At 61.1% G+C, this 11233-nt stretch carries 10 protein-coding genes and 1 pseudogene; 6 read left to right on the top strand and 5 right to left on the bottom strand.

Going from position 1 to position 11233, the window contains the following annotated elements:
- The 4 genes and pseudogenes from EN984_RS37610 to EN984_RS08045 all read left to right on the top strand — a co-directional run.
- A pseudogene (locus EN984_RS37610) lies at positions 1-275 on the top strand (hypothetical protein); the annotation flags it as partial.
- Between the two features lie 77 nt (positions 276-352).
- Positions 353-2269: an ABC transporter permease gene (locus EN984_RS08055; protein WP_127267174.1), complete on the top strand. Its 1917-nt coding sequence runs from the start codon at positions 353-355 to the stop codon at positions 2267-2269.
- On the top strand, positions 2262-3056 hold the full coding sequence (locus tag EN984_RS08050) for an ABC transporter ATP-binding protein (RefSeq protein WP_050580513.1): 795 nt from the start codon (positions 2262-2264) through the stop codon (positions 3054-3056). Before EN984_RS08055 ends, EN984_RS08050 begins: the two co-directional genes overlap by 8 nt.
- Before the next feature lie 2 nt (positions 3057-3058).
- The gene (locus EN984_RS08045) at positions 3059-3751 is read left to right on the top strand and encodes an ABC transporter ATP-binding protein (RefSeq protein WP_127267179.1); all 693 of its coding nucleotides are present in this window, start codon (positions 3059-3061) and stop codon (positions 3749-3751) included.
- Positions 3752-4619: 868 nt separating this feature from the next.
- On the opposite strand, the gene EN984_RS08040 is transcribed toward EN984_RS08045, so the two are convergent.
- The 3 genes from EN984_RS08040 to EN984_RS08030 are packed head-to-tail and all read right to left on the bottom strand — an operon-like array spanning position 4620 to position 6974.
- Positions 4620-4940, bottom strand: a complete 321-nt coding sequence (locus tag EN984_RS08040) for an antibiotic biosynthesis monooxygenase (RefSeq protein ID WP_127269693.1) — start codon at positions 4938-4940, stop codon at positions 4620-4622.
- Positions 4940-5473: a DUF302 domain-containing protein gene (locus EN984_RS08035; protein ID WP_127269695.1), complete on the bottom strand. Its 534-nt coding sequence runs from the start codon at positions 5471-5473 to the stop codon at positions 4940-4942. Before EN984_RS08035 ends, EN984_RS08040 begins: the two co-directional genes overlap by 1 nt.
- 49 nt (positions 5474-5522) lie before the next feature.
- Positions 5523-6974 (bottom strand): amidase family protein, encoded by a 1452-nt coding sequence (locus EN984_RS08030; RefSeq protein WP_127273204.1) that lies wholly within the window; start codon positions 6972-6974, stop codon positions 5523-5525.
- A gap of 87 nt (positions 6975-7061) precedes the next feature.
- Between EN984_RS08030 and EN984_RS08025 the strand changes: the two genes are divergently transcribed.
- Positions 7062-7634: a TetR family transcriptional regulator gene (locus EN984_RS08025; RefSeq protein WP_127269699.1), complete on the top strand. Its 573-nt coding sequence runs from the start codon at positions 7062-7064 to the stop codon at positions 7632-7634.
- A 318-nt stretch (positions 7635-7952) separates the two neighbouring features.
- Here the strand turns inward: EN984_RS08025 and EN984_RS08020 are convergent, their stop codons facing one another.
- Complete coding sequence (locus EN984_RS08020) at positions 7953-8834, bottom strand: NmrA family NAD(P)-binding protein (protein WP_127269701.1); 882 nt, start codon at positions 8832-8834, stop codon at positions 7953-7955.
- A 32-nt stretch (positions 8835-8866) separates the two neighbouring features.
- Positions 8867-10150, bottom strand: coding sequence for a serine hydrolase domain-containing protein (locus EN984_RS08015; RefSeq protein ID WP_127269703.1), 1284 nt, complete (start codon positions 10148-10150; stop codon positions 8867-8869).
- 188 nt (positions 10151-10338) lie between these two features.
- Between EN984_RS08015 and EN984_RS08010 the strand changes: the two genes are divergently transcribed.
- The coding region (locus EN984_RS08010) for a LysR family transcriptional regulator (RefSeq protein ID WP_164765403.1) at positions 10339-11233 on the top strand (895 nt) is incomplete at its 3' end.

The raw sequence follows: 11233 nt of genomic DNA, 5'->3' as shown, positions 1-11233 counted from the left end.
ATCAGGTGCTGAAAACGGTCCAGGAACTCGGCACCGACGATCCCGACAAGGTGACGAAAGTCCTTGAAGGCCGACGTTTCAGCGACATGTTCGCGAAGGACGCGCTCATGCGCAAGAGCGACCATCTTGTGGTCAAGCGCACCTTCGTCGGTCAGGTCAAGCCCGCGTCGGGCGTGAAGAACGATAGTGACTTTTTTGATATCACCGGCTCGGTTCCAGGTGACGAGGCGTATTATCCGGAGACGGACAGCACCTGCAAGCACGACTGGGAGTAGGACGACATAGTTCCCGGAATCGGTTTATCGACGTCGCCGGGACGCATCTGGCCTGCAGGGATCCGGAGTTCTACCTAATGTCATATTATGCGATATTGCTCTTCAATGGGCTGGTGAGCGGCGGGGTCCTGGCGCTGATGAGCCTCGGAATGAGCATCATTTTCGGCATGATGCGCGTGGTCAATTTTATGCATGGCTCCATGTTCATGCTTGGCGCCGTCACCGCGTTGGTTCTGGGGTCTCAATTCGGCCTCTCGTTGTGGGTCGGCTTCCTCGTTTCAGCCGTCTTTGTTGGCACGACTGGCATCGTGCTGGAACGGCTGCTTATACGGCGCCTCTACGGCCTCGACCTTGCGTATGTTCTGATCCTAACGTTCGGCCTCTCGCTGATCATGCAAGACGTCGTCCGGATATTCTACGGTGTGACGTCCGCGCCCTATCTTGTGCCCGACCTTCTCAAAGGTGCCGTCAACCTTGGGTTCGTCTCCTATCCGAAATATCGTCTCTTTGTCGTCATAGTATCGATCGGCTTGTGTTTCGGTACATGGTTCGCGCTGGAGCGTACCCGTTTGGGCGCCCTTATCCGGGCGGCCTCGGAGCGGCCCGATCTCCTCAAATGCTTCGGTGGGAACGTACCCCTCCTCATTTCCGGGACATTCTTCTTTGCCTCGGCTCTGGCCGGGCTGGCTGGGGCGCTCTCGGCGCCGTTGCGCAACGTGTCACCCTTCATGGGCGAAGAGATGATCAATTTCGTCTTTGCTGTGGTCGTTGCCGGCGGGATGGGGTCGATTGCCGGCTCGGTGGTCATGGGCTTTGCATCCGGTCTCGTCTCGGCCATCGCAGCGATCTTCTATGCCCCGGCGTCCACCGCAGTCATTTACATCCTTATGCTTGTTGTGCTGCTGGTGCGGCCCGGCGGTATCTTCCAGGGCATCGACATCTCTCATTTCGCGCTTCACTACACACCGATGACGGAGCGCGCGCGACAGGTATTCCTGAGCAGGCCTGCCGCCTTGGTCGCGCTTGCTGCCGCCCTTCTGCTTCCTTGGGTGATCTATCCGGTCCTGGCGACCGATATCATCCTATGGGGATTGTTCGCCCTCGGTTTCGATCTTCTGTTCGCATTCGGTGGCCTGCTATCTTTCGGACAGGCGGCCTATTGGGGCACTTCCGCTTATATCACCGGCATTCTGATGGTTAAGCTCGGGGTCCCGATGCTACTTTCCGTGCTCACGGGTGTCGCCGCCAGTACGGCTGTCAGCCTCCTCTTCGGCTTGGTCGTCGCGCGAAAGAAGGGGATCTATTTCTCGATGATCACTTTCGCGTTCGCATCGATCGTATATTTCATCATCAACCAGTTTCCCGACTTTACGGGGGGCGAGGATGGCCTGCATGGGCTGGTTCGGCCGACACTCCTGGGGCTGGATCTGGGCGATGATAGGGTCTTCTACTATGTATCTCTGGGCGCTGTGGCACTGGTGGTCTACGCCATCCTACGGCTTCTCAAATCGCCTTATGGGCTCGCGCTTCTCGGCGCTCGCGAGAACGAGCAGCGCTTGATGAGCATTGGGTACAATGTATACAGCCTGCGAGTGAAGGCTTACGTGTTTTCGGCTTTGGTATGTTCGATCGGAGGCGCTTTTTATGCGCTAAACCATCAGTTCGTTACGCTCGAGATGGTCAGCTGGCGGGCGTCCGGAGAGCCGGTCATGATGACGCTTCTGGGCGGAGCAGGCACCATTTTCGGGCCATTCGTTGGCAGCGGCGTCGTCCTGATGATGCGCAGCACGCTTTCGTCGATAACGGACAGCGGCAGCCTGTTCCTTGGCATTTTGTTCGTCACCATTGTGCTTCTGTTCCGCCGCGGCATACTCGGCGAAATCGTGCATTATTCCGTTGACCGCGTTCCACCCGCCGAAATGTCTGGCTCGGGCAGGCGATATGCATCGAAGCCCGATCGGGTTGTCGCTACGGGAGATGCAGCCGATGCCTGATTGTGGCCAGAACATTGGCGAGAGCGCTGGCGGAACCGTGATGCCGCTACTGGAACTGCAGTCCGTCACGATGAGTTTCGGCGGCTTCAAGGCGATCAATGACTTAAGCCTGAAATTCGAGAGAAAGCCGGTTTACGGCATCATCGGCCCTAATGGGGCCGGCAAGACGACTTTGTTCAACGTCTTGAGCGGGTTTTATCGGCCGAAGCGTGGTCGGCTGCTGTTCAACGGCCAGGACATGACTCGTTTACGTGCCGAGCAGTTTGCTCGCCAAGGTATCGTGCGCAGCTTTCAGATCACGAGCATCTTCCCCAATCTCTCGGTCATGGACAATGTCGTGCTGTCGGTGCAGCGCCGAGCAGACGGGGGTACGAAGGCCTTCGCAAAGATCGACTGGCATGAGGATCACCGGCCGGAAGCGTCGGCACTGCTGGATCAGGTCGGAATTCCGTCCTCTTTGCGCGGTCGACCCGCAGGGGACCTGCCATATGGCCGCAAACGCGCCTTGGAGCTCGCGATTTCCCTGGGAGCACACCCAACGATTCTCCTTCTCGACGAACCAACCGCTGGGATGACGACGGCAGATGTATCGCGTACGACGGACCTTATTGCGCAACTGTCCGTCGACCGCATGATCATCGTCGTGGAGCACAACCTCGGTGTCATCGCAAATGTCGCCGATGAGATCATTGTGTTGCAGCAGGGGGCGCTTCTAACGCGCGGTCGCTACGCCGACGTCCGACAGGATCCCCGGGTGATAGAAGCCTATTTGGGAAAGCGCCATTGAGCATGCTGGAGATAACGGATCTCGACGCCTATTATGGCGAAAGCCATATTTTGCAGGGCGTCAACTTGTCTGTCCAGACTGGCGAAGTGGTAACGTTGGTGGGGCGAAACGGTGCCGGCAAGACCACGCTGCTGAAGTCGATCATCGGCGATATTCCGCGACGAACCGGGAGCATCCGCTTCATCGGAACCGAAATCATCGATCTCTCGCCTGAGCGGATTTGCAAGATGCGGGTCGGTTTTGTGCCGGAAGACCGCGGAATTTTCTCGACGCTGAACGTATACGAGAATCTGTCGATCGGCCGTGCGAACGGAGACACCGCCTGGCCGCTCGACCGGATCTATGAGTATTTCCCGATCCTCAAAACCCGGCGCTCGCAAAAGGCCGCGTCGTTGTCGGGTGGGGAAAAGCAGATGCTAGCGATAGCGCGGCCCCTTTACATGGGCGCTTCGTTTCTGATGCTCGACGAGCCGACAGAGGGGCTGGCACCTGTCGTGGTCGATGCGATCGGTGCACTGATCAAAGATATCAAGTCCACAGGACTGACCATTCTCTTAGTCGAGCAGAATCTTCAATTCGCCGCCGAGGTCGCCGACCGGTACTACGTAATCGAAAATGGAAAAATCGTCAGAGAAATGACGAACCATCAGATGGCCGAAGATCAACAAAGTCTTCTTGATCACCTCGGAGTGTGAGGCACGACCAGGATGTTGTCGAGCTCCGGATGGCAATGGCGAATCAAACCTTTGACAACGCCCATCCTCGAGCTCCGCTGCCCGACCGCGAAAACGCCGGGGCACGCTCATGCGCGCTGTCGCCGATCCTGGCCTGCGCTGTCCCAGGACATCTCGATCGCAACGACACAGCCGAGTTACGCGCGAGGGCCAAGCCAACTTAGCGTTATGGTCAAAATGCAGTGATTGATCTTCTCTGTGGATTGCACTGAGGCACCCCTCCCAAAAAACTAATTGTCTTCTTGGTCTTAGGTTCGCCGGACCATACGAGAGAATATGAAGGAAACCGGTTGGCTAACCATCCCCTCTACGTATTGATTGTATATGCAAAGTTGACCCGCAGAGGCTAAAACAGTCGTTATTCGTCAGTGGTTTACGAAGCGGTTCGTCCATTTTGATTCAGGAAGCTGATCCAGCTATTTCGCTGCCCGAATTTAACTCATACCGAATGGCAGCTTTGCGTCCAATATCGGCCGTTCGGCCTCACCGGCATCGATCCCCCCAAAAGCGGCCGTTCGTTCCTCCGGGCAAGCGGTCGCTCAGGAATGCCTGGCTTCGGATAATCCAGTCAGTCCGCTTTGTGGGAACGGTGGGTCATAAGCAGCCGCATAGATTGGCTGAGAACGCCGTTGGCGGATGAGCATGGGAACGCGTTCCATTACCGGCGACGGCTTTCCGCCAGATGTCGGCTACACCGACGTTCGCCCCCGCAATGAAGCGTCACCTATGAACTCGGTCGGAGACAGTCGTTGTAGGGCGAGAACGTAGCGTTCCGACGCATCCGGAGGAGTTTTCAGTTGAGATTAAACGAACAAGCCCGGCCGTGAGGTCAGACGTCCGGCGGCCGAAACTCACGTACGACCTCGAACACGCCGGGCTCGAAAATCACAGTTTCCATGATCTCTCGAAGCGCGCTCATCGAGCTGCTGCCTGCGCGCATCGCCTGATATTCCGCGAGGCTTCGCCAGCGCGCATACATCACAACCCGCTCGCCATCCAGGCTCAGATGCAGTGTCGCGCCTTCGAAGCCAAGGGCCGTCGCGACCGACTCTTCTGTGACTTTGGTTAGCAGAGCTATCAATTCCGCCGGCTCTTCTGCCTTCAACCGGAAGGTGTTGATCAGAATGACGCGGCGCTGTTGTTTCGGCATCACGAAGCCCTTCCTTCCACGTGCGGCTGTGCGTCTTCAGAACCTGAGGCCGCCGCAGCTTGCAGCACGGCTTGCAGTTCCTGGTCGAGACGCTGCGCGACGACGTCAACCAGCGGGTCGCCGAACTGGCGGAAAACGGCGGCGGGCCGGTCGTACTCGAACGCCGAGCCTTCTCCGTCCTCTCGCAACAGGACGCGGATGGGTGCGTAAATCCCGGCGGAAAGCTGGTGGCGGGTCATCTTCGAGGCCGTAAGCGGGTTGCCAATGTCATACTGGATGGAGCGCCGCTTCTGGCCTGCGATCGCCAACAGCGCGCCATGGTCCCGGAAGCCGAAAATCGACAGGTTCGCCGAAGCTTCGAGCTCGCGCAAAGCGCGCTCGGCCTCGCCGTATCGCAGTAGTGTGAATATCCCATCGTCGATCCGCGGGACGAGGCTCTCAAGCCTGGCCTTCGTCTCGGTGAAGGGATTGGCGGATCGGATGGTGATGTGCTCGTTTGTGAACGGGCGTGTCTCGACCGTGGGGGTGGCCATTGGCTGTCTCCAAATGATGAGGGGCGGGATTTCGAGAGCGATTAGAAGGTTATTGACTTGCCCTGAGGACCTTCTCCACCCGCGCCGCGAGACCAAGGAGCGCGCGATCCTCGCTTTCTGGCCCGTCGAGCTCGAGGCCGATCGGGAGGCCATGGCTGTCAAGGCCGATCGGCAGGCTGAGCCCGGGTAGTCCAGCAGCGCTGGCGGGAATGGTGTTGTTGGCCAATGCCCGGAAATCAACCGCCTGGCCGCCCACGGTGAATTGCATCTGGCGCTCAACCCTCGGTGCCGTGCAGGGCGTCGTCGGGAAGATCAGCGCGTGGGCACCATGCCGCGTGAAAATCTCGCTCATGCGTTCCTTCACCGCCAGGCGGTCGGCAGTCAGGGCGTGATAAGCCTGCTCACTCAGGTAGCCCGGCGCGCCGGGTATGACGAAGTGGTCCCAGGCGTCCTTGACGCCTGCGCGCAGACCCACGTGCAGATCCTTGAAGGCGACGGGGATCGCGTGTCGCTCCAGGAAGTCGCTCAGCGAGGCCTTGGTCTCGCGGAAGAAGAGGCTCCACGTGGTCCGAAGGGCCAGCGCCTGGAAGTCCCCACCGAGATCGATCTCGACGATTTCGGCCCCCGCCTCGGCGAGGCGCAGGAGCGTGTTGCGGAACCGCGCCTCGACCTCGGGGTCCACTGGGTTCAGGTACTGGCGCGGCGCAAAGGCGAAACGGGTCCCCTTGAGATCGGCGCGAGAGTCCAGCTCCGCCGCCGGCGCACCGGTGACGACCTGATCGATCAGGACGCAATCCTCGACGCTTCGGGCGAAGACCCCCGTCGTATCGAGTGTGTGAGAGATCGGCGCGACCCCTGCGCGCGGCCAGCGGCGGGTTGTCGGCTTGAACCCCACGACGCCGCATAGGGAGGCGGGGACGCGGATTGACCCGATCGTGTCCCCGCCCAGCGTCGCCGGAGCGAGGCCGGCGGCGACCGCCGCCGCCGAACCGCTCGACGAACCGCCGGTTACATGGTCGGGCGCATGCGGGTTTCCGACCTGGCCATAAGGGCCGTTGTCGCCTGTCAAACCATAGGAAAGTTCGACCAGGTTGGTCTTCCCAAGCACGATCGCGCCCGCCGCCTTGAGCGTCGCAATGGCGTCCGCGTCCTCAGTTGGCTGGAAGTCTCTGAGCGAACCGACTCCCAGCGTCGTGCGCAAGCCGGCCGTGAGATAGCTGTCCTTGATGCCGAGGGGAACACCGAGCAGCGGCGCGTTCACGCCCTTGGCGCGGGCCTTGTCGGCTTCGCGGGCTGCGGAGAGGGCGCCAGGCTCGTCCAGGGTGATGAAAGCTCTCAGGCCCTCTTTCCGCCGCGCCTTGGCGAGAAGGGCAGAAACATAGTTTTCGGCGCTGATCTCGCCCCGGCGAATGGCTTCCGCCGCGCCCGACACGCCCAGCCGTGTGAGTTCTACCGCTTCTGGCACATTGGCATCGATGGCTCTGGTCTGCTGGTTCAGCATGAGCCTCTCCTCTCATTAGTAATCAGTTAGATGTTGCATGACATCTATTTGGATGTCATATAACATCTAACCTGTCAAGGCTCGTTCGTGAGCGGTAGCGAGGAAGCGTCGTTGAGGAAGTCAAACAAGGAAGCCGCTGAAACCCGGCGCGCCATCGTCACCGCGGCCGCAGACTGCATCCGGCGCACGGGCATCGCCGGGGCCAGTCTCTCGGACGTTATGGCTGCCGCCGGCCTCACCCACGGCGGCTTCTACAAGCATTTTCGCAACAGGGAGCAGCTGATAGCCGAGGCGCTCGTCGCTGCGGGCAACGCATCTGCGGACATGCTCGGGAAGGTCCGGGCAGAAAAGGGGCGGAACGCTGCGTTGGACCGCTACCTGTCCCCTGAGCATCGCGATGCGGGTACGCCTACCTGTCCAATGGCGGCGTTGGGGAGCGAAGCTGCCCGGTCCTCAGGTAAGACGCGGGCGGCGGCGGTGGCTGTCGTCGAAGAGATGATCGACGCGCTGGTCGAAGATCGATTTTCTGGGGAGGCCCGCGGCGAAGCCATGGTGGACTACGCCACCATGATCGGCGCAATGACCTTGGCCCGAATCGCGTCGGGGACGCCACTATCGGAGGAAATCCTTGAACGTGCAAGGAAGCGCCTGCGTCGATAGGCGCGCCCCGTCTGGACAGCGCCGTGACCGGCCCACTCGCGGCCTGCGGGCTGAACGTCCGTTACGGAAGACGGCCGCCCCAGCGTCGGTGCAGGACGGCCGGTTACGGCGCCGATAGCGATCCGAGCCGCAGGAGCTAGGCCGGCAGCCTTTGTTTCCAGCATAGCCCCGATAAGGGTCGCTTCGGCCAATTTCGGGGGCACCAGTTGGTCGTGTGTCCGCATTCTCGTTACACGGCCGTTCCATCATAGTTCCTTTCAGGTTGCGAGGGGGGCGGCGGCGGATGTCCGTGCCGTCTGCTGTGTTTTCAGGGTGGAATCAAACGGCCTCGGTCGCGGCGGCTTGCCGGACAAGCGCCGCGATCACCTCCACAAGAGGTGTCTTGCCTTTGACGCTGTTCTGTCCGTTATCTTTGAAGTCGATCCAGCCTTCGTTGAAGCCGTCGAGCATGCGCATGCGCGGCTGTGGGTTACGCGTACCCTGGGCACGGAACAGGCCCTCCCAGCTTTCCCGCGGGACGATCTCCACCCGCACCGGATGCCCGAGTGCCGACGCGAAGGCATTGGCGAGATCGTTGGGCGAGACCCGCGACGGGCCTTCAAGTTCCACGACCCGCTTGCCGGTCCACCCCTCGCGGATCAGATCGGCGGCAAGCCGGCCGATATCCTGCGTCGCCACCATGGCGAAGGTCTTGTCAGCCGGCTGGAGGAAGCTGTGCAGCACGCCTTCGTCGCGGGCCGGCGCGACGTCCCAGGCCGCATTTTCCATGAACCAGCCGGGCCGCAGGAAGGTGACGGGAAAATCGAGCTCGCCGAGGGCTTCTTCCAGCATCGCCCGTTGGCTCAACAGATTGTCCACTTCCCCGTCGGCGCCGATGGTGGAGAGGCAGACGACCCTTTCCGGGCGCGCAGCAAGGAGAGCGGTCGTCAGCACCTCATTCTGCTTGGCCGCTTCCGGATAGCCGGGCGCAGGGTCGAATTCCGACGGCGGCAGAATGAAAACGCCAGTGGCGCCCTTGAAGGCGGCAGCAAGCTGGGCGGCGGCGCCCATCTCGGCGAAGGCGATTTCACACCCGCGCTTGCGCCAGATTTCCGCCTTGGCGGGATCGCGCAGCACCGCACGGACCGGTTCTCCGGCTTCGATCAGGGCTTTCGCCAGCGCGCCGCCGACCTTGCCAGTTATTCCTGTAATCGCATACATGATATGTCTCCTTGTGTTGAAATCGGGATGGATCAGGCGAGGCCGTCGTAGAGGCCGCGCTCGAATGTGCCGTAGAGCTTCACGACCTTTTGGTCGTAGAAGGGCAGGAGCTGGGTGAAGATGGCGCCGGTCACCTTCCTGACCGGGTCGAGCCAGAAATAGCAGTTGAGCAGGCCGGCCCAGGAAATGCTGCCTGCCGACCGACCGTTCGGACCGGGCAGCGTGTTGATGTCGAACGAATATCCCCACTTGTGGGGCTCGTCGGGAAACTGGTCGAAGCTCTGCGAATAGGCAGGCTGGGCAGTCCTCATGGCATGGACGTCGAGGTCGCCGATCTGGTTGCGCATCATCGACGCGACCGTTTCCGGCTTCAGCACCCGTACGCCTTTATGAGTGCCTCCGTTCAGCAGCATCCGCAGGAAGGCCATGTAGTCGCGCGGCGTACTGAAGCCGCCGCCGCCGCCCATGAAGAATTCCGGCCGCTGGGGCATTTCGAAGGGCGCGGGCGTCAGGCCGCCGTCTTCGCGACGGTTGTGGAAGGTGGCGACCCTGGCCTTCTGCTTGCTTCCGATCAGGAAGCCTGAATCGGTCATGCCGAGCGGGGCGAAGATGTTCTCGCGGAAATAGACTTCCAGAGACTGGTCGCTGACCGCCTCAACCAGCTTTCCGACCCAGTCCATGCTAATGCCGTATTGCCAGCGTTCGCCGGGATCGAATTCGAGCGGTGCCAGAAAGGCGCCGTTCTTGCACGTGGCGATGTCCGGCATGCCGGTGACGTTCTCGTAGCGGGTTAGTGCATCGCTCCAGATCGAATAGGTATAGCCGGAGGTGTGTGTGAGCAGGTGACGCACCTTGATGGCCAGCTTGGCCGGGCGCAGGCGCGGCTGGCCGTGGCCGTCGAAGCCCTCCAGCACCATCGGATTGGCGAGTTCCGGCAGATATTTCGCCGCATCGTCCTCGGGATTGATCCTGCCCTGCTCGATTAGCTGCATGCAGGCCGTGGCGGTGAAGGCCTTCGTCATGGACAACAGCCAAAATACCGTATCAGCGCGCATCGTTGCTCCGGTGGCCGTACTGGCCTTTCCGAAGGTTCCTTCGTAGATCATGCTGTCTGGTCCTGCCGCGGTGGCAACGACGCCGGCGACGATCCCGTCGCGCACCGCCTGTTCCATGGCCATGTTGATGGACTTGAAGTTGCCGGACCGCGCTTGCCGGTTGGCCGCCAGTGCGTGAACCGGCGTGTTCACCGCGGCGGCGCCCGCCGCCAGCAAAAGGCCGCCACGCGCCAACAGGCTTCTGCGTGAGATCGCATTCATGGATGAATTCCTTCTCGCAAGGTCGGAGACTTCCGCGGTCCGGTGTGCCGCCGGCGCCGTCCCGGCGCTCAAAAATCATCTATGGGAAGCGACGCGATGATTCACGCGCAATAAGATCAAAGATAAGATGACTCAAAATCATCATGATGGGCTATTAACGATCATCGACCTTGCAACGGAGTTAGGGCATGAGTTTCGACACGCGGCTGCTGACCGGGGTCGGTGTTTTCGGGGCGGTGATGGAAGCGGGCAATTTCGTGCGGGCCGCGGATGTTCTCGGTCTCACGCCATCGGGGGTCAGCCGTGCGGTGGCGAGGCTCGAACAACGTGTCGGTGTCAGGTTGTTCGACCGCAATCCGCGCGAGGTCGCGCTGACGGAGGAGGGCGCGCGCTTCCATGCCCGGATAATGCCGCTGCTGGCCGGACTGGAGGAGGCGGCCTCCGAAGCCGCCGGTTCGGCGGCATTCGTGGGCGGGCGGCTCAGGGTATCGATCGATCCCTGGTTCGCGCGAATGGTGCTGGCGCCGAGGATCGGTGAATTCCTGGCACGCTACCCCGCACTGTCGCTCGATCTGACCACCAGCAACTATCGCGAAGAGTTGATGAGCGGCGCGGATGTCGCCGTGCGCTTCGGTCCGCCGGACGAATCCTCGCTGATCGCGCGCAAACTGCTGGACGTCCCGGTGCTTACCTGTGCCGCCCCAAGCTATCTCGACCGTCACGGCATTCCAGCCACGCCCCACGACCTGATGCACCACGATTGCATCCTATTCCGCGACCCGCAGACCGGGCGGCCGTTCACCTGGGAATTCCGAGGGGATAACGGGGCCATCGAGATCAAGGCGTCGGGGCGGTTGGTCTTGGACGATCCCTCCGCCGCCGTCGCGGCCGGTCTCGCGGGGCAAGGCATATTCCAGAGCCTTGCCATCGGCCTGGACGAGTGGCTTGAGAGCGGGGCGCTCGCGACGATCCTGGCGGAATGGTCAGACGAGCAGTTTCCGCTTTACGCCTATCATCCGTCACGCCACATGCCGCCTGCAAAAGTGCGCGCTTTTCTGGATTGTGTTCAACGGATCGCGGCGG

This window comes from Mesorhizobium sp. M7A.F.Ca.CA.004.12.1.1 (assembly GCF_003997835.1).
Taxonomy (GTDB): domain Bacteria; phylum Pseudomonadota; class Alphaproteobacteria; order Rhizobiales; family Rhizobiaceae; genus Mesorhizobium.
This window is presented reverse-complemented; position numbering and strand designations above follow the sequence as displayed.